The organism is Amycolatopsis mediterranei, from assembly GCF_026017845.1.
Classification (GTDB): domain Bacteria; phylum Actinomycetota; class Actinomycetes; order Mycobacteriales; family Pseudonocardiaceae; genus Amycolatopsis; species Amycolatopsis mediterranei.
In genome coordinates, this window is the sequence record NZ_CP100416.1 from 497,348 (window position 1) to 517,473 (window position 20,126).

At 70.5% G+C, this 20,126-nt stretch carries 20 protein-coding genes; 18 read left to right on the plus strand and 2 right to left on the minus strand.

Annotated features, from left to right (window positions below; all coding sequences use genetic code 11):
* Positions 1 to 74 precede the first annotated feature (74 nt).
* Complete coding sequence (locus tag ISP_RS02615) at positions 75 to 1,595, plus strand: M1 family metallopeptidase (protein ID WP_013222444.1); 1,521 nt, start codon at positions 75 to 77, stop codon at positions 1,593 to 1,595.
* A gap of 22 nt (positions 1,596 to 1,617) precedes the next feature.
* Positions 1,618 to 2,055 (plus strand): DUF3592 domain-containing protein, encoded by a 438-nt coding sequence (locus tag ISP_RS02620; protein ID WP_013222445.1) that lies wholly within the window; start codon positions 1,618 to 1,620, stop codon positions 2,053 to 2,055.
* 295 nt (positions 2,056 to 2,350) lie between these two features.
* On the opposite strand, the gene ISP_RS02625 is transcribed toward ISP_RS02620, so the two are convergent.
* Positions 2,351 to 3,181: an inositol monophosphatase family protein gene (locus ISP_RS02625; protein WP_013222446.1), complete on the minus strand. Its 831-nt coding sequence runs from the start codon at positions 3,179 to 3,181 to the stop codon at positions 2,351 to 2,353.
* A 177-nt stretch (positions 3,182 to 3,358) separates the two neighbouring features.
* Between ISP_RS02625 and ISP_RS02630 the strand changes: the two genes are divergently transcribed.
* The 3 genes from ISP_RS02630 to ISP_RS02640 all read left to right on the plus strand — a co-directional run bounded on the left by ISP_RS02630 (position 3,359) and on the right by ISP_RS02640 (position 6,388).
* Positions 3,359 to 4,429, plus strand: coding sequence for a glycosyltransferase family 4 protein (locus ISP_RS02630; RefSeq protein ID WP_274379092.1), 1,071 nt, complete (start codon positions 3,359 to 3,361; stop codon positions 4,427 to 4,429).
* A gap of 1 nt (position 4,430) precedes the next feature.
* Positions 4,431 to 5,534 (plus strand): glycosyltransferase family 4 protein, encoded by a 1,104-nt coding sequence (locus tag ISP_RS02635; protein ID WP_013222448.1) that lies wholly within the window; start codon positions 4,431 to 4,433, stop codon positions 5,532 to 5,534.
* An 80-nt stretch (positions 5,535 to 5,614) separates the two neighbouring features.
* The gene (locus tag ISP_RS02640; protein ID WP_013222449.1) at positions 5,615 to 6,388 is read left to right on the plus strand and encodes an AfsR/SARP family transcriptional regulator; all 774 of its coding nucleotides are present in this window, start codon (positions 5,615 to 5,617) and stop codon (positions 6,386 to 6,388) included.
* Here the strand turns inward: ISP_RS02640 and ISP_RS02645 are convergent.
* Positions 6,370 to 6,744 carry a hypothetical protein gene (locus ISP_RS02645; RefSeq protein ID WP_013222450.1) on the minus strand — a complete coding sequence of 125 codons (375 nt, stop codon included), beginning with the start codon at positions 6,742 to 6,744 and terminating at the stop codon, positions 6,370 to 6,372. The genes ISP_RS02640 and ISP_RS02645 overlap by 19 nt on opposite strands.
* Positions 6,745 to 6,903: 159 nt before the next feature.
* Between ISP_RS02645 and ISP_RS02650 the strand changes: the two genes are divergently transcribed.
* The 13 genes from ISP_RS02650 to nuoK all read left to right on the plus strand — a co-directional run bounded on the left by ISP_RS02650 (position 6,904) and on the right by nuoK (position 20,117).
* Positions 6,904 to 7,593: a demethylmenaquinone methyltransferase gene (locus ISP_RS02650; protein ID WP_013222451.1), complete on the plus strand. Its 690-nt coding sequence runs from the start codon at positions 6,904 to 6,906 to the stop codon at positions 7,591 to 7,593.
* Positions 7,594 to 7,603: 10 nt separating this feature from the next.
* Positions 7,604 to 8,890, plus strand: coding sequence for a geranylgeranyl reductase family protein (locus tag ISP_RS02655; protein WP_034285867.1), 1,287 nt, complete (start codon positions 7,604 to 7,606; stop codon positions 8,888 to 8,890).
* A gap of 479 nt (positions 8,891 to 9,369) precedes the next feature.
* Positions 9,370 to 9,789, plus strand: coding sequence for an NADH-quinone oxidoreductase subunit A (locus ISP_RS02660; RefSeq protein WP_013222453.1), 420 nt, complete (start codon positions 9,370 to 9,372; stop codon positions 9,787 to 9,789).
* Positions 9,790 to 9,793: 4 nt separating this feature from the next.
* Positions 9,794 to 10,342 (plus strand): NuoB/complex I 20 kDa subunit family protein, encoded by a 549-nt coding sequence (locus ISP_RS02665; protein ID WP_003081859.1) that lies wholly within the window; start codon positions 9,794 to 9,796, stop codon positions 10,340 to 10,342.
* A 4-nt stretch (positions 10,343 to 10,346) separates the two neighbouring features.
* On the plus strand, positions 10,347 to 11,096 hold the full coding sequence (locus ISP_RS02670; RefSeq protein WP_013222454.1) for an NADH-quinone oxidoreductase subunit C: 750 nt from the start codon (positions 10,347 to 10,349) through the stop codon (positions 11,094 to 11,096).
* Positions 11,093 to 12,475, plus strand: coding sequence for an NADH-quinone oxidoreductase subunit D (locus tag ISP_RS02675; protein WP_013222455.1), 1,383 nt, complete (start codon positions 11,093 to 11,095; stop codon positions 12,473 to 12,475). Before ISP_RS02670 ends, ISP_RS02675 begins: the two co-directional genes overlap by 4 nt.
* Positions 12,472 to 13,329, plus strand: a complete 858-nt coding sequence (nuoE, locus tag ISP_RS02680; RefSeq protein WP_013222456.1) for an NADH-quinone oxidoreductase subunit NuoE — start codon at positions 12,472 to 12,474, stop codon at positions 13,327 to 13,329. Before ISP_RS02675 ends, nuoE begins: the two co-directional genes overlap by 4 nt.
* Positions 13,329 to 14,624 (plus strand): NADH-quinone oxidoreductase subunit NuoF, encoded by a 1,296-nt coding sequence (nuoF, locus tag ISP_RS02685; protein WP_013222457.1) that lies wholly within the window; start codon positions 13,329 to 13,331, stop codon positions 14,622 to 14,624. The genes nuoE and nuoF overlap by 1 nt, the downstream gene beginning before the upstream one ends.
* Positions 14,621 to 17,092, plus strand: a complete 2,472-nt coding sequence (locus tag ISP_RS02690; protein WP_013222458.1) for an NADH-quinone oxidoreductase subunit G — start codon at positions 14,621 to 14,623, stop codon at positions 17,090 to 17,092. The genes nuoF and ISP_RS02690 overlap by 4 nt, the downstream gene beginning before the upstream one ends.
* On the plus strand, positions 17,089 to 18,438 hold the full coding sequence (gene nuoH, locus ISP_RS02695; protein WP_013222459.1) for an NADH-quinone oxidoreductase subunit NuoH: 1,350 nt from the start codon (positions 17,089 to 17,091) through the stop codon (positions 18,436 to 18,438). Before ISP_RS02690 ends, nuoH begins: the two co-directional genes overlap by 4 nt.
* Entirely contained in the window at positions 18,425 to 18,949 is a 525-nt protein-coding gene (gene nuoI, locus ISP_RS02700) for an NADH-quinone oxidoreductase subunit NuoI (protein ID WP_013222460.1), read from the plus strand. Before nuoH ends, nuoI begins: the two co-directional genes overlap by 14 nt.
* Positions 18,946 to 19,821 (plus strand): NADH-quinone oxidoreductase subunit J, encoded by an 876-nt coding sequence (locus ISP_RS02705; protein WP_013222461.1) that lies wholly within the window; start codon positions 18,946 to 18,948, stop codon positions 19,819 to 19,821. The genes nuoI and ISP_RS02705 overlap by 4 nt, the downstream gene beginning before the upstream one ends.
* Positions 19,818 to 20,117: an NADH-quinone oxidoreductase subunit NuoK gene (gene nuoK, locus ISP_RS02710; protein WP_003081840.1), complete on the plus strand. Its 300-nt coding sequence runs from the start codon at positions 19,818 to 19,820 to the stop codon at positions 20,115 to 20,117. The genes ISP_RS02705 and nuoK overlap by 4 nt, the downstream gene beginning before the upstream one ends.
* The last annotated feature ends 9 nt before the right edge of the window (positions 20,118 to 20,126 follow it).

Consider the following 20,126-nt stretch of genomic DNA (forward strand, 5'->3'; position numbering starts at 1 on the left):
TCGGCTGTTCCTGGGTGCTCCTTGGCTGGCTACGTTCGAGCGCGCTGATCCTCACTCCTTTTGGAGGAATTCGAATGCGTGCAAGAACGCGTACCGGTCTCGGTGCGCTCGCGGCCGGCGTCGTCTCGGTGCTGCTCGCCGGCACCGCGAGCGCGGCGCCCGCCCCCGGCGCCCCCGGCGTCGGCGACCCGTACTACCCGAACGCCGGCAACGGCGGCACCGACGTGCTGCACTACGACATCCGGCTGACCTACCAGCCCGCGACCGATCTCCTGTCGGGCACCACGACGCTGCTGCTCACCGCGACGCAGGACCTTTCGCGGTTCGACCTGGACTTCGCGCTGAAGGCGTCGAGCGTGCGGGTGAACAACCGCCCCGCCCAGTTCGCGAACCAGACGGGCAACGGCGAGCTCGTCGTCACGCCGGCGCAGCCGCTGCTCAAGGGCCAGACCGCGACCGTCGTGGTCGCCTATGCGGACACCCCGTCGACCGAGACGGTCGACGGCATCAACGCGTGGAAGAAGGGCTCCTTCGGCGCGCTCGGCATCGACGAGCCGCAGAGTTCGGCGTGGTGGTTCCCGGCCAACGACCACCCGACCGACAAGGCGACCTACGACGTCTCGATCGAGGCGCCGGACGACAACGCCGCCATCTCCAACGGCACCCTGGTCCGCAAGACGAAGAGCCGCGCGGGCTGGACCCGCTGGCAGTGGCGGAGCACGAAGCCGCAGGCGACGTACCTGACGTCGTTCATCGTCGGCAAGTACGAGGTCGTCGAGTCCACGACGCCGGACGGCAAGCCGTTCATCACCGCGTACGGCGCCGACCTGGGCGACTCGCTGTACGCGGCGAAGGCCAGCGTCGAGCGCACGCCGGAGATCGACGAGTTCCTGGCGACGCAGTTCGGGCCGTACCCGTTCGAGGCCGAGGGCGGCGTCGTGACCAGCGGCATCGGCTTCTCCCTGGAGAACCAGACCCGGCCGACGTACGGCGTCCGCAACTTCCGCGCGGGCTCGAACACGACGCTGATCGCGCACGAGAACGCCCACCAGTGGTTCGGCGACAACGTCTCGCTCGGCCGCTGGAGCGACATCTGGCTGAACGAGGGCTTCGCGTCCTACGCGGAGTGGCTCTGGTCGGAGCACGAAGGCGAGGGCACGGTCGCGGAGCTGGCGCAGTACACGTACGACTCGAACCCGGCCGACGGCGACCTGTGGAAGCTGGTCCCGGCCGACCCGGGCGCGGACAACCAGTTCGACAACGCGGTCTACGACCGGGGTGCGCTGACGCTGCAGGCGCTGCGGACGGCCGTCGGCGACGAGGCGTTCTTCGCCATTTTGCAGACGTGGCAGGCGCAGCGGGGCGGGGCGAACGGGCGGATCCTCGACTTCATCGCGCTGGCGGAGAAGATCTCGGGCAAGCCGCTGCACGAGCTGTTCCAGACGTGGCTGTACACGGCGGGCAAGCCGGCGGTCGGCCCGAACGGCGCTGCGGCAGTCGCGGCCCGTCTCGCGGCTCCGGCTTCGGTGAAGCCGCGTTCGTACGACCAGATCCAGGCGAACCACCGGTTCCTCGCCGCCGAACACGCGGGCTGAACAAGACCGCTACGCTCGCGGCGTGAGCACGAGAGGTGAGCGGGCGAGGCGCGTCGGGTGGTGGACCATCCTCGGCGTCGCCTCGCTCCTCACGGTGATGTGCGTGTGCCTGCTGTTCGCGGCGATCCGCAACGACAGCGCGATTTCGGCCCAGCTGGGCACGGCGACGGCCACGGTGGATTCGGTGGCGTTCGACCGCACGATCATCCACTTCGAGACGCCGGACGGGATCGTGCACAGCCCGGCGAACGGGGTGCTGTACCCGGACGGGCTGGCGGCCGGGCAGCTGGTGCGGATCGAGTACGACGCGTCCGATCCGGAGCTGGCCCGGGTGGCCGGTCGGTCGGCGACGCTGACGTTGCTGCCGCTGGGGAGTTTCGTGTTCTTCACTTGGCTGGTGGCCGGCCCGGGGCTTTGGTGGATCCGGCGGCAGGACAAGCGGGCTGTGGTCTCGGCCTGAGTGGTCCCTGCTCCTCGTCCTCGATCGTTCAACACCGGAGAGCCGGCCTCAAGGGCGCCTACGGCTGAGCTTCGCTCACCCTTGACCCCGGCTCTCCGGTGCTGACTGCGGCTGGGACGAGGGGCGGGGGAGGTGCAGGGCGGGCTGTGTGCTTTTGCGGGGTTGAGGCCCCCGGCCGCCCAGACAGCTCCCCGCCACACCCTGGGGGGCGTGCCCTGTTCCAGTCTATCGGTGGGTCGCTGCACAAATGGGTGATGCGGCGAATCTGTGGATAGCCGGACATGATGTGGATAACTCAGCCCGCCGTCTCCTGCCACCAGCCCAGCACCTCGTCCGCCACCCCTGGGGCGGCCACCAGCAGGCCGTCCGTCGGCAGGGCCGTGTCCTCGCCGTGCTTGTCCAGCACCACCGCCCCCGCCTCGATGGCCATCGCCACCGAGCCGGCCACGTCCCACTCGTGGTAGCTGTGCAGCACCGCCGCCGCCGCGTGGCCCAACGCCACCTGGGCGATCGACAACGCCGCCGAGCCCAGTACCCGGACCCCCGCGTGGGCCGCCGCCGCTCGCTCGATGAAGCCGCCCATGCCCGGCCACGGTCCGCTGCGGGCCAGCTCGGTGCACACCAGCGCCCCCGCCGTCACGCAGCGGTCCACCAGCTTGATCGGCTTGCCGTTCGCGCGGGCGCCGCGGCCGCGCGCCGCGGCGTAGATCTGGGCTCGGTACGGGTCCGCCACCACGCCCACCACCGGGCCCGCCGCGTCCACCAGCGCCAGGCTGTACGCGCACCACGGCACTCCGGCCACGTAGTTCGCCGTGCCGTCCACCGAGTCGACCACCCAGCGGTATTCCGCGATGTCCGCGCCGTGGTCGGCGCCGAACTCGTGGCCGACCACCGGGATGCCCGGGAACTCCGCGGTCAGGACGCGCCGCGTGTGGCGCTCCAGAATGCGATCCGTGTCGGTGACCCAGTCGAACGGCGAGTCCAGCGTCGAAGGGTGGGCGCCGCGGCCGGCGGTCGCGGTGATCACGTCGGTGGCGTCGTTGGCCAGCCGCCCGGCCACTTCGAGCGCCCTCGACAGCAGGCCGGGCTCGACGGGCCGCGGCGGCCGTGAGGACAAGAGGGTCATGCCTGCTTAGTCTGGGCCACCCTGGTTTCCAGGACACGACCTTGAGATGACATGTCGTAGCCGATCTGTTCCGGCAGCGTTGGCTCACACGTCACACCAGCGCCAGGATCGGGTGCGATCGTCCAGGACGTGCGAGTCGCCATAGTCACCGAAAGTTTCCTGCCCCAGGTGAACGGCGTGACCAACTCCGTCCTGCGGGTCGTCGAGCACCTGCGCGAACGCGCGCACGACGTGCTGATCATCGCCCCCGGCCCCGGCCCGGACTCCTACCGCGGTGCCCCGGTGATCCGGATTCCCGCGCTGGACGTCCCCGGGGTCAGCTCCCTGCCGATCGGCCTGCCGACGCGCACGGTGCTGAACGCGCTGGCCGCGTTCGGCCCGGACGTCGTGCACCTGGCGTCGCCGTTCGTCGTCGGCGCGCGCGGGCTCGCCGCGGCGAGACGGCTGCGCGTCCCTTCGATCGCCGTCTACCAGACCGACATCGCCGGGTTCGCCGCCGCGTACGGCTTCGGCATCGGCGCCCGCGCCGCGTGGCGCTGGGTCCGGCGGCTGCACTCACGCGCCGACCGGACCCTCGCCCCCTCCAGCGACTCCGTCGAGCAGCTGCGGCTCCACGGCGTGCCGCGGGTGCACCGATGGGCGCGGGGCGTGGACATCGACCGGTTCTCCCCGGCGCACGCCGACCCGGTGCTGCGGGCCGAGCTGGCCCCGGACGGCGAGCTGCTCGTCGGCTTCGTCGGCCGGCTGGCGCCCGAGAAGGAGGTCGACCGGCTGGCCGCGCTGGCCGCGGTGCCGGGGATCCGCGTGGTCGTCGTCGGCGACGGGCCCGAACTCGAAAACCTCAGGGAGCAGCTGCCGGACGCCGCTTTCCTCGGCGCGAAGTACGGCAAAGAGCTCTCGAAGGCGTACGCGAGCCTCGACGTCTTCGTCCACACCGGACCGCACGAGACATTCTGCCAGGCGGTGCAGGAGGCGATGGCCTCCGGGCTGCCGGTGCTCGCCCCGGACGCGGGCGGCCCGAAGGACCTCGTGCTGCCCGGCCGCACCGGCTACCTGCTGCCCGCGGACCGCGAGCGGTTCGGCCCGGCGCTCGTCGAGAAGGTCGACGCCCTGCGCGACGCCGCGTTGCGCGCGAGGCTCGGCGAGAAGGCGCGCAAGGTGGTGCTGGGCCGCACCTGGCCCGCCGTCTGCCACGAGCTGGTCGGGCACTACGAAGCCGTGCGGGGCCGGGCCGCCCGCGCGGCCTGACGTGCACATCGTCCAGCTCGCGAACTTCTACGGGCCGCGCTCGGGCGGCCTGCGCACCGCGCTGCACCACCTCGGCGCCGGCTACGTCGCGAGCGGCCACGAGGTGACGCTCGTGGTGCCCGGCCGCCGGTACGCCGACGAGGTCCTGCCGACCGGCGTGCGCCGGTTCTCCCTGCCGGCACCGCAGATCCCGGGCACCGGCGGCTACCGGGCCGTCGACCCGCACCGGGTCCGCGCGGTGCTGCGGCAGCTCGAGCCGGACCGCCTGGAGGTGTCCGACCGGCTGACCCTGCGGGGGATGGGCAGCTGGGCGAGCCGCCACGGCGTGCCCAGCACGGTCATCTCCCACGAGCGCCTCGACCGCCTGCTGGAGCAGTTCCTGCTGCCCGAGCCGGTGGCCCGCCGCGTCGCCGACGCCGCGAACCGGCGGATGGCCGCCAGCTACGACACGGTCGTCTGCACGACGGCGTTCGCGCGCGCGGAGTTCGACCGGATCGCGGCGCCGAACGTCCGCCGCGTCCCTCTCGGCGTCGACCTCACGACGTTCCGGCCCGCCATGCGCGACGACGGCTGGCGCGCCGGTCTGGCCGGCGGCGCGGACGTCCTGCTGGTCCACTGTGGACGCCTGTCGCCGGAGAAGCACGTGGAGCGCAGCGTGGACACCGTCGCCGAGCTGACGGAGTCAGGTGCGCGCGTGCGGCTGGTGGTGGCGGGCGACGGGCCGCGACGGCGGGCGCTGGAGCGCCGGGCGCGCGGCCTGCCGGTGACGTTCCTGGGTTTCCTGCCCGGCCGCGGCGACGTCGCCCGGCTGCTGGCCAGCGCGGACGTCTCCCTCGCGCCCGGGCCGCACGAGACGTTCGGGCTCGCGGCGCTGGAGGCGCTGGCGTCCGGGACGCCGGTGGTCGTGTCGGCGTCGTCGGCGCTGCGGGAGATCGTGCGGCCGGGCTGCGGGGCGGCGGTCGACGACCACGCGCCCGCGTTCGCGGCCGCCGTCACGGATCTGCTGGGCGACCCGGAGGACCAGCGGCGGGCGGCGGCGCGGGCCCGTGCCGAGGAGTTCACCTGGCCCGCGGCGGTGGCCGGCATGCTGGCCACCCACGGCTGAGCCCGGTTTGCCCGGTTCTGTACGGGATTTGTACACCGGCGCGTCAAGATCGACTTCTCGAAACGAGAAGGGACATTCCGGTGGACTTCGCGGTGCTCGGTCCGATCACCCTGGTTTCCGGCGGGCGGGCGATCCCCGTGCCCGGCCGGCTGCGGCGCACCCTGCTCGGCGTGCTCCTGGCCGACGCCAACCACTTCGTCCGGGCCGATGTGCTGGCTGACGCGCTGTGGGACGGTGATCCCGACCGGCGCGCGGCGCGGAAGCTGCACTGGCACGTGCACAAGCTGCGGTCCGCGCTGCCCGAGCGCGAGCGGCTGGGCTCCGGGCACGGCGGCTACCGGCTCGTCGTCCGGCCGGGCGAGCTGGACGCCGTCCGCTTCGAAGCGCTCGCCGGGCGGGCGGCGGGGGAGCCGCGGCCCGCCGAACGGACCGCCTTGATCCGCGAGGCGCTCGCGCTGTGGCACGGCACGCCGTACGGCGGCCTGGACGTCCCGGTCCTGGCCGACGAGGTACTGCGGCTCACCGAGCGCCGCCTGGTCCTGCTCGAACAGCTGCACCAGGCCGAACTGGACCTCGGGCGGCACGCGGCGGTGGTGGCCGAGCTGACCGGGCTGGTGCGGCGGTACCCGCTGCGCGAACGGCTGCACTACCTGCTGATGGTGGCGCTGTCGCTCGACGGGCGGCGGGCGGAGGCGCTCGACGCCTACCGCGGCGCCCGCCGGGTGCTGGTCCGGCAGCTCGGCCTGGAACCGGGCCGCGCGCTGCGGGACCTCGAACGCCGGATCCTGGCGGACGGGCCCGCGGCCTGGCCGGCCGCGGGCCCATCCGGCGGGGATCAGATGACGCGCAGGTAGAGGTACACGTGCGAGCCGGCGTGGGTCTTGTTGAACTCCTTCTTCGTGCCCTCGCCACCGGCGCGGACGGTGCCGAAGTTGCTGCCGTCTTCCCAGGTGCCGTAGACCTCGGCGGCCTTGCCGTCGGCGTCGGTGTCCTTCACCCAGCCGCTGACCGCGACCTTGCCGCTGGTGCAGGTGATCGTCCAGGCGGCGGCGCCACCACCGACCGACGGGTTGAACTTGTCGCCGCAGGCGCCTTGGATCGTCACCACGCCGTCGGTGCCCGCCATCGCGGGCGCCGAGCTGATCAGGGAACCACCGACGACGGCGCCGGTCAGCGCGGCCACGGCCGCCGCCTTCTTGACGAAGCTCATCTCGTAGTGCCTTTCTCGGGGGCCGGCTGTTCGCCTGCCGTGAGGAAGACACTGCCGAGGCCGGCTTTGCTGTTGCTTTGTCACCGCTTTGCTCGGGGTTTGCCCGCTCGGGCACCACCCTCGGAGGACAAGCGCAGCCGAGGTGTCTAAATTCAAGCCATGTCACGCGCAAGCCTGGACAAGGACCCGCACGAAGTCGCCGCGATGTTCGACGGCGTCGCGGACGGGTACGACCGGGCGAACTCGTTCATGACGTTCGGCTTCGACCGGCGCTGGCGCACCACCACCGCCCGCGTGCTCGATGCCCGCCGCGGCGAAAAGGTCCTGGACCTCGCGGCCGGCACCGGGGTGTCGACCGTCGAGTACGCCCGCGGCGGCGCCTGGTGCCTGGCCGCGGACTTCTCGTTCGGCATGCTCCGCGCCGGCAAGCACCGGAACGTGCCGATGGTGGCGGCGGACGCGCTCAACCTGCCGTTCGCCGACGAGAGCTTCGACGCCGTGACGATCTCCCTGGCGCTGCGCAACTTCGTCGACACGAAGGCCGCGCTCACCGAGATCGCCCGGGTGGTCAAGCCGGGCGGCCGGCTGGTCATCTGCGAGGTCTCGACCCCGCCGTTCGCCCCGATCCGGTTCGTCCACCGGCGGTTCATGCTGAAGCTGCTGACCTGGGTCGGCAAGCGGACCTCGTCCAACCCTGAGGCGTACTCCTACCTGGCCGAATCGATGCTGGCCTGGCCCGACCAGCGCACGCTCGGCGAGATCACCGCGAGCGCGGGCTGGGCCGACGTCGAGTGGTTGAACCTCACATTCGGCGTCGTGGCGATCCACCGCGCGCGAAAGCCCGCCTAAACTCGCGGCCATGAGCCGTCGTAGCCCAGACCAGGACGCCGAAGTCATCGTCGTCGGCGCCGGACCCGCAGGGTCCACCGTGGCCACCTACCTGGCCCGCGCGGGCGTCGACGTCCTCCTGCTGGAGAAGACCGAGTTCCCCCGCGAGAAGGTCTGCGGCGACGGCCTGACCCCGCGCGGCGTCAAGCAGCTCATCGACCTTGGAATAGATACAGCCACCGACGCGGGCTGGGTGCACAGCCGCGGCCTGCGGATCCTCACCGGCGACCTGACGCTGGAGCTCGACTGGCCGGACCTGACCAGCTACCCGCCCTACGGCGTTTCCCGCACCCGCCACGACTTCGACGACCTCCTCGCGAAGCTCGCCGTGAAGGCGGGCGCGCGGCTCTACGAGCGCACGACCGTCATGAGCGCGATCACCGACGCGAGCGGGCGCGTGGTCGGCGTCGAGGCGAAGGTCGGCCCGGAGAAGACCCCGGTGCACTACCGCGCGCCGCTGGTCCTGGCCTGCGACGGCGTCTCGGCGCGGCTCGCGCTGAGCGTCGGCATCCAGAAGAACGAGAAGCGCCCGATGGGTGTCGCGGTGCGCCAGTACTACAAGAGCCCGCGCCACGACGACCCGTTCATCGAGGGCCACCTCGAGCTGTGGGACCGCTCGGACCCGCGGAACCCGAAGCTGCTGCCGGGCTACGGCTGGGCGTTCCCGCTCGGCGACGGCACGGTGAACGTCGGCCTCGGCATGCTCTCGACGTCGGCGTCGTTCCGGAACACCGACTACCGCGCGCTGCTGCGCCAGTGGCTCGACGGGACGCCGGAGGAGTGGGGCTACCGCGAGGAGAACGCGATCGGCAAGGTCGGCGGCGCCGGCCTCCCGATGGGCTTCAACCGCACCCCGCACTACCGCGACGGCCTGCTGCTGCTCGGCGACGCCGGCGGCATGGTCAGCCCGTTCAACGGCGAGGGCATCTCGGCCGCGATGGAGTCCGCGCAGATCGCCGCGGAGGTCGTCGTGCAGGCCCTGGCGCGGCGCGAAGGGCCCTCGCGGGAGCGGGCGCTCGAGGCGTACCCGCGGGCCGTGGGCGAGCTGATGGGCGGCTACTACCAGCTGGGCAACGTGTTCGCGAAGATCATCGGCAAACCGAAGATCATGCACGCGTGCACCAAGTACGGGCTGCGCGTCAACAAGCTCCTGCCACTGGTCTACAAGGGCCTCTCGGGCTGCTACGACGCCAAGGGCGGCGACGGCGTCGACCGCCTCATCGCGGCGCTCGCGAAGGTCACGCCCAGCCCGCGCTGACCCCGTTTCCGAAGGCCCGGCACGGCTTCCGTGCCGGGCCCGTCCGCGCGCGGACACACGAGTGGCGTAGCAAGTTGGCCGTGCGGTCAGTGGGATAGATCACAGGTCAGCGCCCGTTTTGTCCATCCGGAACGCGATCTTGACCGCCCTTCGCGCAGGTCGCGCGCGCGGTGTTGCCGACCTGTGACAACGATGGCGGCCAAACTTAGGGGACCCTTATAACACGGGGTACTAGGGACAAGAGTGTGAGTCGCGTCCTAGACTCCCCCCATGCTTTGTGAATCCCTTCACATCCGCGACGAGTGGCTTGTGAACTATTTCACAAGCTCTGTGTTTTCCCCCACCCGGTCCAGCCACGGGCCGTAAGGAGACCCTGACCCTCGGCGGTGTGACCCAGGTCCCTTAGGGTGCCGACGAGGCCCAGCGGTTCCCCACCACAAGCTCAACCGCAGCGGCGCGGAAAGGATGGCGAAGACCCCGTGCTGACGTTGCTGACCCGGACCGACACGGTGCAGCTGGCGCAAGAGGCCCCGAGCCTGAAGCCCTACCTGCCCTTGGTCCTGTTGTTCGTGCTGGCGCTCGGTTTCGCCGTGCTGTCGGTCCTGCTGGGCCCGCTCGTCGGCCCCAGCCGGTACAACAAGGCCAAGCTGTCCGCCTACGAGTGCGGCATCGAACCGTCCCCGCAGCCGCTCGTCGGCGCCGGGCGGATGCCGGTCGCGTACTACATCACCGCGATGCTGTTCATCCTGTTCGACATCGAGATGGTCTTCCTCTACCCGTTCGCCGTGCAGGCGGACGCGCTGGGCACGTTCGGCCTGGTGGAGATCCTGCTGTTCATCGCGACGGTCGGCTTCGCGTACGCCTACGTGTGGCGGCGCGGCGGCCTGGATTGGAACTAGACCCATGGGCCTGGAAGAAAAACTCCCCAACGGCATCCTGCTGGCCAGCCTCGAAGGCCTCGTCAACTGGGCGCGCAAGAACTCGCTGTGGCCCGCCACCTTCGGCCTCGCCTGCTGCGCGATCGAGATGATGACGGTCGGCGGTTCCCGCTACGACATCGCCCGCTTCGGCATGGAGCGCTTCAGCGCGACGCCGCGGCAGGCCGACCTGATGATCGTCGCCGGCCGCGTCACGCAGAAGATGGCCCCGGTCCTGCGCCAGATCTACGACCAGATGGCCGAGCCGCGCTGGGTGCTCGCGATGGGCGTCTGCGCCTCCTCCGGCGGCATGTTCAACAACTACGCCGTGGTCCAGGGCGTCGACCACATCGTGCCGGTCGACATGTACCTGCCCGGCTGCCCGCCGCGGCCGGAGATGCTGCTGGACGCGATCCTCAAGCTGCACGCCAAGATCCAGGACGAGCCGATCAACGCCCGCCGCGCCGCCATCCGCGCCGCCAGCGGGGAGCGCACCGAGCTCGTCGCGTCGTCGATCAAGTACGCGAAGAAGTAGAGCGATGACTGAGAACCCCCAACCCGGCGAAGAGCAGTCCAGCGCCGAGCGAGCCGAAACCGGCCTGACGGCGAAGGGACCGGGCGCGGCCGAAGCGGTCGTCACCGGGCGCGAACGCCAGGGCATGTTCGGCGTCCACGGCACCGGCGACACCTCCGGCTACGGCGGCGTCCGGCTCCCGGCGTACAGCCCGGCGCCGGCCGAGCGCCCGTACGGCGGCTGGTTCGACCAGTTCGCCGACGAGTTCTACGCCGCGCTGGCCGAGCGCAAGATCCCCGCCGAGGCGATCCTGCAGACGACGGTCGACCGCGGCGAGATCACCTTCTACGTCGCCCGCGAGCACCTGCCCTCCATCGCGAAGACGCTGCGCGACGACGGCGGCCTCCGCTTCGAGCTGCTGTCGTCGGTGTCCGGTGTGGACTACGGCGTCGACGTCCCGCAGCGGCTGCACGCGGTCTACCACTTCACGTCGCTGACCTACCGGCGCCGGATCCGCCTCGAGGTCACCCTCGACGTCGAGGACGCGCACGTGCCGTCGCTGGTCGAGACGTACCCGACCGCCGACTGGCAGGAACGGGAAGCCTGGGACATGTTCGGGATCGTCTTCGACGGTCACCCCGCGCTGACCCGGATCCTGATGCCGGACGACTGGGACGGCCACCCCCAGCGCAAGGACTACCCGCTCGGCGGGATCCCGGTCGAATACAAGGGCGCGGAGATCCCGCCGCCGGACCAGCGGAGGTCGTACTCGTGAGCAGCACCGAGAACCTGTCCGACGTCACGACCGGCACCAGCACCACCGAAGCCGGCAGCGACAGCACGGACAACGCGAACTACGCCGACTCCCGCGACACCACCGAAGGCCGCGTCTACACGGTCTCCGGCGGCGACTGGGACGACGTCATCGCCGACGCGGCGCACGACGAGCGCATGGTCATCAACATGGGCCCGCAGCACCCGTCGACGCACGGCGTGCTCCGGCTCGTGCTGGAGATGGAGGGCGAGACCGTCACGCAGCTGCGGTCGGTCATCGGCTACCTGCACACCGGCATCGAGAAGAACTGCGAGTACCGGACCTGGACCCAGGGCGTCACCTTCGTGACGCGGATGGACTACCTGGCCCCGCTTTCGACGGAGATGGCGTACTGCCTCGGCGTCGAGAAGCTGCTGCAGATCGAGGCTCCGCGCCGCGCGCAGCTGCTGCGCGTGATGCTGCTGGAGATCAACCGGATCGGCTCGCACCTGGTCTACATCGCCACCGGCGGCATGGAGCTCGGCGCCACCACGGCGATGACGCTCGGCTTCCGCGAGCGCGAAGAGGTGCTGCACCTGCTGGAGCACCTGACCGGCCTGCGGATGAACCACGCGTTCATCCGCCCCGGCGGCCTCGCGCAGGACATGCCGGCGGACTACCGTGAGAAGGTCACCGAATTCATCAAGACGATGAAGAAGCGCCTTCCGCTGTACGACAAGCTGTTCACCGGTCAGCCGATCTGGCGGAACAGGCTCAAGGGCGTGGGTTACCTGCCCGTCGACGCGTGCCTCGCGCTCGGCGTCACCGGCCCGGTGCTGCGGTCCGCCGGCCTGCCGTGGGACCTGCGCAAGACCGAGCCGTACTCCTGCTACGACGAGTTCGACTTCGACGTCCCGGTCGACAACGGCGCCGACTGCTGGTCGCGCTACCTGATCCGGGTGCACGAGATGCACGAGAGCCTCAAGATCATCGAGCAGTGCCTCGAGAAGCTCGAGCCGGGCCCGGTCATGGTCGAGGACAAGAAGGTCGCCTGGCCCGCGCAGCTGTCCATCGGCAGCGACGGCATGGGCAACTCGCTCGAGCACGTCAAGAAGATCATGGGCCAGTCGATGGAATCCCTGATCCACCACTTCAAGCTGGTCACCGAGGGCTTCAAGGTGCCGCCGGGCCAGGTCTACACGTCGGTCGAGTCGCCGCGCGGCGAGCTGAGCGCGCACCTGGTGTCCGACGGCGGCACCCGGCCGCTGCGGGTCCACGTGCGCGAACCGAGCTTCGTGAACCTGCAGTCGATGCCCGCCATGGCCGAGGGCGGCCTGGTCGCCGACGTGATCGCCGCCATCGCCTCGATCGACCCCGTCATGGGGGGAGTGGACCGATGACCACAGCAGTTCCCGAGCCGGGCCCGAACTACTCCGCGACGACGCACGCGGCGGCCGGCCCGGACACCGATGTCGTCGCCATCGCGCCGGATCCGGATGTGGCCGCCGGCATCATCACCGAGACGCCGCTGGAAGACATCTTCGACGCGGACATCCACGCGAAGGCGCAGGAGCTGATCGCGCGCTACCCGATGTCCCGCTCGGCGCTGCTGCCGATGCTGCACCTCGTGCAGTCCGTGCAGGGGTACGTCAGCCAGGAGGGCATCGCGTTCTGCGCGAAGCAGCTCGACCTGTCCGACGCCGAGGTCAGCGCGGTCGCGACGTTCTACACGATGTACAAGCGCAAGCCGTGCGGCGAGCACCTCGTGAGCGTCTGCACCAACACGCTGTGCGCGGCCATGGGCGGCGACGCGATCTACAAGCGGCTCCAGACGCACCTGGGTTCCGAGGCGGAACCGCTGGGGCACAACGAGACCGCGGGCACGCCGAACGAGCCGGGCTCGATCACCCTCGAGCACGCCGAGTGCCTCGCCGCCTGCGACCTCGCGCCGGTCATCCAGGTCAACTACGAGTACTTCGACAACCAGACCGAGGAGAAGGCCGTCGCGCTGGTCGACGCGCTGCAGGCGGGCAAGAAACCGGCCCCGACGCGCGGTGCCCCGCTGACGAACTTCAAGGGCGCCGAGCTCCAGCTCGCCGGGTTCTTCCCCGAGGACGAGCGGCAGTACCGCACGGACGTCGACGGCCCGTCGCAGGCCGTCGAGACGCTCCGGGGCGCGAAACTCGCCCAGGACCGCGGCTGGGTCGCCCCGGTGGCTCAGGATGTTCCCTTGCCGGAAGTGGAGAAGAAGTAGTGGCTGACCCCATCACTCCGGTCCTCACGAAGCGCTGGCTGTCCCCGAACTCCTGGCAGATCGGGACGTACGAGGCACTCGAGGGCTACACCGCCGTCCGCAAGGCACTGGCCGGGACGCCGGAGCAGCTCGTCCAGCTGGTCAAGGACTCCGGCCTGCGCGGCCGCGGCGGCGCGGGCTTCCCGGCCGGCATCAAGTGGTCGTTCATGCCGCCGAACTTCGACAAGCCGCACTACCTGGTGATCAACGCCGACGAGGGCGAGCCGGGCACCTGCAAGGACATCCCGCTGATGATGGCGGACCCGCACTCGCTCATCGAGGGCTGCATCATCGCCTCGTACGCGATGCGGTCCAACCACTGCTTCATCTACGTCCGCGGCGAGGCGCTGCACTGCATCCGCCGCCTCAACGCGGCCGTGCGCGAAGCCGAAGCGGCCGGTTACCTGGGCGAGAACATCCTCGGCTCCGGCTTCGACCTCAAGATCACCGTCCACGCCGGCGCGGGCGCGTACATCTGCGGCGAAGAGACGGCGCTGCTCGACTCGCTGGAAGGCCGTCGTGGCCAGCCGCGGCTCAAGCCGCCGTTCCCCGCGGCCGCCGGGCTCTACGCCGCGCCGACCACGGTCAACAACGTCGAGACCATCGCGAGCGCGCCGTTCATCGTCAACGGCGGTTCGAGCTGGTTCCGCGAGATGGGCCGCGAGAAGTCGCCCGGCCCGAAGATCTACTCGATCTCCGGCCACGTCGAGAAGCCCGGCCAGTACGAGTGCCCGCTCGGCACCACGCTGCGCGAGCTGCTGGACATGGCGGGCGGCATGAAGGACGGCATCCCGCTCAAGTTCTGGACCCCGGGCGGCTCGTCCACCCCGATGTTCACCGTCGAGCACCTCGACGTTCCCCTGGACTTCGAAGGCGCGGCGGAAGCCGGGTCGATGCTGGGCACCACCGCCGTCCAGGTCTTCAACGAGACCGTGTCGGTGCCGTGGGCCGTGATGAAGTGGACGCAGTTCTACGAGCACGAGTCCTGCGGCAAGTGCACGCCGTGCCGCGAAGGCACGTACTGGCTGGCGCAGATCCTCGAGCGGATGGTCGAGGGCCACGGCACCGAAGAGGACATCGACACCCTCCTCGACGTCTGCGACAACATCCTCGGCCGGTCGTTCTGCGCACTCGGTGACGGCGCGGTGTCGCCGATCACCAGCGGCATCAAGTACTTCCGGGACGAGTTCCTCGCGCTGTGCGAGAAGAACCGGCACGAACAGACCAAGCCCGAACTCGTGGGAGCGCAGGCATGACGATCGCGCCCGACAAGCCAGAGACCCAGGAGACGCCGGTCCCCGAGGGCCACGTCAAGCTGGTCATCGACGGCGAAGAGGTCATCGCCCCCAAGGGCGAGCTCCTCATCCGCACGGCCGAACGCCTCGGCACGGTCATCCCGCGGTTCTGCGACCACCCGCTCCTCTCCCCGGCAGGCGCCTGCCGCCAGTGCCTGGTCGAGGTCGAGATGGGCGGCCGGCCGATGCCGAAGCCGCAGGCGTCCTGCACGATGACCGTCGCCGACGGCATGGTCGTCAAGACGCAGCTGACCTCGCCGGTCGCGGACAAGGCCCAGCAGGGTGTGATGGAGCTCCTGCTCATCAACCACCCGCTGGACTGCCCGATCTGCGACAAGGGCGGCGAGTGCCCGCTGCAGAACCAGGCGCTGGCCCACGGCCGCACGGACTCCCGGTTCGTCGACACGAAGCGGACGTTCCCGAAGCCGCTGCCGATCTCGACGCAGGTGCTGCTGGACCGCGAACGCTGCGTGCTCTGCCAGCGCTGCACCCGGTTCTCCAGCGAGATCGCCGGCGACCCGTTCATCGAGCTCCTCGAACGCGGCGCCCACCAGCAGATCGGTACCGCGGAGACGGCGGACGTCCTGGACCTGGCCTCGCGCACCACCAGCGGCCAGCCGTTCCAGTCCTACTTCTCCGGCAACGTCATCCAGATCTGCCCGGTCGGTGCTCTGACCAGCGCCGCCTACCGCTTCCGGTCGCGGCCGTTCGACCTGGTGTCCGCGCCCAGCGTCTGCGAGCACTGCTCGTCCGGCTGTGCCGAGCGCACCGACTTCCGGCGCGGCAAGGTCCAGCGCAAGCTGGCCGGCGACGACCCCGAGGTCAACGAGGAGTGGATCTGCGACAAGGGCCGCTTCGCCTTCCGCTACACGACGGCCGACGACCGCATCCGGCGTCCGCTGGTCCGCAACCGCGAGACCGGTGAGCTGGAGGAGGCGTCCTGGACCGACGCGCTGCGCATCGCCGCGGCCGGCCTCACCGAGGCCCGGGGCAACGGCGGCGTCGGTGTCCTGCCCGGTGGCCGGCTGACGGTCGAGGACGCCTACGCGTACTCGAAGTTCGCCCGGGTCGCCTTGAAGACGAACGACGTCGACTTCCGCGCCCGCCCGCACTCGACCGAGGAACTCGCGTTCCTCACCTCGCACGTCGTGGGCGTGACTCCGGAGTCCGGCGTCACCTTCGGCGAGATCGAGCGGGCCCGCACGGTCCTATGCGTCGCGTTCGAGCCCGAGGACGAGGCCCCGATCGTGTTCCTGCGGCTGCGCAAGGCGGCCCGCCGGAACAAGACCCGGATCGTCCACTTGGGACAGTGGACGACGTCGTCGGTGCGCAAGACGTTCGGCGAGCTGCTCGCCTGCGTCCCCGGCGCCGAAGCCGCGGCCGTCGAAGGCATCGCCAAGCACGCGCCGGACCTCGACGAGGCCCTGCGCGGCGAGGGTGCCGTCGTCCTGGTCGGCGAGCGCGCCGCCGCGATCCCCGGCCTGTTCGCCGCCTTGCACGACCTGGTCGAGCGCACCGGCGTCCGGCTCGCGTGGATCCCGCGCCGCGCTGGAGACCGGGGCGCGCTGGAGACCGGCTGCGTGCCGTCGCTGCTGCCCGGCGGCCGCCGGGTCGGCGACGACGCCGCCCGCGTCGCCGTCGAAAACGCCTGGGGTGTCCCGCTCCCGGCCGTCCCGGGCCGCGACACCACCGACATCCTGCTGGCCGCTTCGGCCGGCGAGCTCGGTGGCCTGGTCGTCGGCGGCGTCGACCCGGACGACCTGCCGGACCCGGACCTCGCGCGGCGCGCGCTGGACACCGCCGGGTTCGTGGTCAGCCTCGAGCTGCGGCACAGCGCGGTGACCGAGCGCGCGGACGTCGTGCTCCCGGTGGCCGCGTCGGACGAGAAGGCGGGCAGCTACCTCAACTGGGAGGGCCGCACCCGCCCGTTCGACGTCACCCTCGAAGGCACCGGCGCTCTGCCGGACTGCCGGGTGCTCGACACGCTCGCCGTCGAGATGGATGCGGACCTGTTCACGCAGACGCCGGCCGCCGCGCGCGGTGACTTCGAGAAGCTGGGCCAGGCCTCGGCGCTGCGCTGGAGCCACGTCGCCGCCGAGGTCGCGCCGCCCGCGACGGCGGGCGCCGGCCAGGCGATCCTGTCGACCTGGCGCCAGCTGATCGACAACGGTTCGCTGCAGGACGGCGAGCCGCACCTCAAGGGCACCCAGCGCACGCCGGTCGCGCGGCTGTCCGCGAAGACCGCCGAAGGGCTGGGCACCACCGTGCGCGTCAGCACCGAACGCGGTGCGATCACGCTGCCGGTGGAGATCGCCGACCTGCCCGACGGTGTCGTGTGGCTGCCGGGCAACTCCGACGGCTCCGCCGTGGCCAAGACGCTCGGTGCCGGACACGGCGCCGTCGTGAACCTCGCTGGAGGTGGGCAATGACCCCGCTGCTGACCGAAGCTGCCGTCGGGAGTGTCCCGGACGCGGCCACGCGGGCGGCGCTGCTGGCGGACGACCCGTTGTGGCTGATCCTGCTCAAGTGCGTGGTCATCCTGCTGATCGGGCCGATCCTGACGATCTTCCTGATCGTCTGGGAGCGCAAGGCGGTCGGCCGGATGCAGAACCGGCCCGGCCCCAACCGCGTCGGCCCCGGCGGTTACCTGCAGTCCCTGGCGGACGCGATCAAGCTGCCGTTCAAGGAACAGATCATCCCGGACACCGCCGACCGCAAGGTGTACTTCCTCGCCCCGGTCGTCTGCGTGGTGCCCTCGCTGATCGCGCTGTCGGCCATCCCGTTCGGGCCGGTCGTGTCGATCTTCGGTGAGCGAACCGTCCTCCAGTTGCTCGACCTGCCGGTCAGCGCGCTGGTGATCCTGGCCTGCTCCTCGATCGGCGTCTACGGCATCGTGCTCGCCGGCTGGTCGTCCGGCTCGCCGTACCCGCTGCTCGGCGGCATGCGCAGCGCGGCGCAGGTGATCTCCTACGAGATCGCGATGGGCCTGTCGATCGTCGCGGTGATCCTGCAGGCCGGGTCGCTGAACCTGGCCGACATCGTCGGCGCGCAGCACAAGGCGTGGTTCCTCTACCTGGTCCCGAGCTTCGTGATCTACCTGATCTCGATGGTCGGCGAGACCAACCGTGCCCCGTTCGACCTCCCCGAGGCCGAGTCGGAGCTGGTTGGCGGCTTCCACACCGAGTACAGCTCGATGAAGTTCGCGATGTTCTTCCTCGCCGAGTACGTCAACATGGTGATCGTCTCGGCCTTCGCGACGACGCTGTTCCTCGGCGGCTGGATGGCCCCGTGGCCGCTGTCGCTGATCGGGAACAACGTGCTCAACACCGGCTGGTGGCCAGTGCTGTGGTTCTTCGCGAAGATGTTCGTGCTGCTGTTCGGGTTCATCTGGCTGCGCGGCACGCTGCCCCGCCTGCGCTACGACCAGTTCATGCGGCTGGGCTGGAAGGTCCTGGTCCCGCTGAACCTGGTGTGGATCGTCATGGTGACCTTCGCGAAGGTCATCACCTGGAACACCGCGACCATCATCATCGCCGCGGCCGCGATCTTCATCGTCCTCGCGCTGTTCTTCTACGTCCGCGCGTCGGGCCGTGAGGAAGACAGCGAAAGCATCCCGGTGACCGGCGGCGGTTTCCCGGTTCCGCCGCTGGACCTCAAGGTCCCGCAGACCACTCCGCGTCAGAAGGCTCTGGCCAAGGCCGAAGCCAAGGCGGCCCGTCGCAAGCCGGCAGCCGTCGGTACCGCAAAGGAAGGAGCGCAAGATGGGGTTTCTTGATCCCGTCAAGGGCTTCGGCGTCACCTTCGGGATGATGTTCAAGAAGGTCGCCACCGAGGAATACCCGGAGGCCGGCGCGCCGGCCGCACCGCGGTACCACGGACGGCACCAGCTGAACCGCCACCCGGACGGTCTCGAGAAGTGCGTCGGCTGCGAGCTGTGCGCGTGGGCGTGCCCGGCGGACGCGATCTTCGTCGAAGGTGGTGACAACACCGAGGAAGCCCGGTTCTCGCCGGGCGAGCGGTACGGCGCGGACTACCAGATCAACTACCTGCGCTGCATCGGCTGCGGCCTCTGCATCGAGGCGTGCCCGACCCGGTCGCTGACGATGATCAACTTCTACGAGCTGGCCGACGACGACCGCCAGCGGCTGATCTACACGAAGGAAGACCTGCTCGCCCCGCTGCTGCCCGGCATGGAGCAGCCGCCGCACCCGATGCGGCTCGGCGAGAACGAGCAGGACTACTACGTGAACGGCCCCGAACTGGCGCGCGGGGAGGGGATCAAGTGATCACCGCCCTCTTGGCCGCGGCGCCGAACGCTTCCGCGGGTGTCTCGACCGGTGAAGCGATCGCGTTCTGGGTCCTCGGCCCGGTCTCGCTGCTCGGCGCGCTCGGCATGATCTTCTCCCGAAACGCCGTCCACTCGGCGCTGTGGCTGGTGCTGACCATGCTGAGCCTGGGCGCGCTGTACATGATCCAGTCGGCGCCGTTCCTCGGCTTCACGCAGATCATCGTCTACACCGGCGCGATCATGATGCTGTTCCTGTTCGTGCTGATGCTGGTCGGCCGGGAGAGCTCGGACTCGGTCGTCGAAGTCCTCCGTGGACAGCGGCTGGCCGCGACCGTGCTCGGCATCGGGCTCGCCGCCCTGCTGGCCACCGGCATCTACCGGGCGCTGGAGAACGTCACCCCGGCCATCCCGCTCGACTCCGCCACCCCGGCGGGCGGCGGGCCGAAGGGTCTCGGCCGGCTGATCTTCACCGACTACCTCTTCCCCTTCGAGCTGACGTCGGCGCTGCTCATCACCGCCGCCATCGGCGCGATGGTGCTGGCCTTCACCGACCGCCACGGCAAGGGCGGCAAGCTCTCGCAGCGCGAACTGGTGCTGTTGCGCTTCCGCGGCGAGCACGACCGGCCCTCCCCGCTGCCCGGCCCGGGTGTCTTCGCCACGGCCAACTCGGTGGCGACGCCGGCGCTGCTGCCGGACGGCTCGATCGCGCCGGAGTCGCTGTCGGCGATCATCGAGTCCACCTCGGCGATCGAGCTGGCGAAGGAACGCAAGCTCGTCGCGGACGAGGGCCCGCACCCGGACGCGCACGCGCTGGTCGGCTCCGAGGGTGCTTCGAAAGCCCCGGAAGTCCCGGAAGGGGAGAAGGCATGACCCCCACGTACTACCTGCTGCTGTCGGCGCTGCTGTTCGCGCTCGGCGCGGTCGGCGTGCTGGTGCGGCGCAACGCGATCGTCGTGTTCATGTGCATCGAGCTGATGCTCAACGCGGTGAACCTGTCGCTGGTCACCTTCGCCCGGATCAACGGCGGGCTCGACGGCCAGATCATGGCGTTCTTCGTCATGGTCGTCGCGGCCGCCGAGGTCGTGGTCGGCCTGGCGATCATCATGGCCATCTTCCGCACCCGGCGCTCGGCTTCGGTCGACGACACCAACCTGCTGAAGTACTAGGAGACCCCC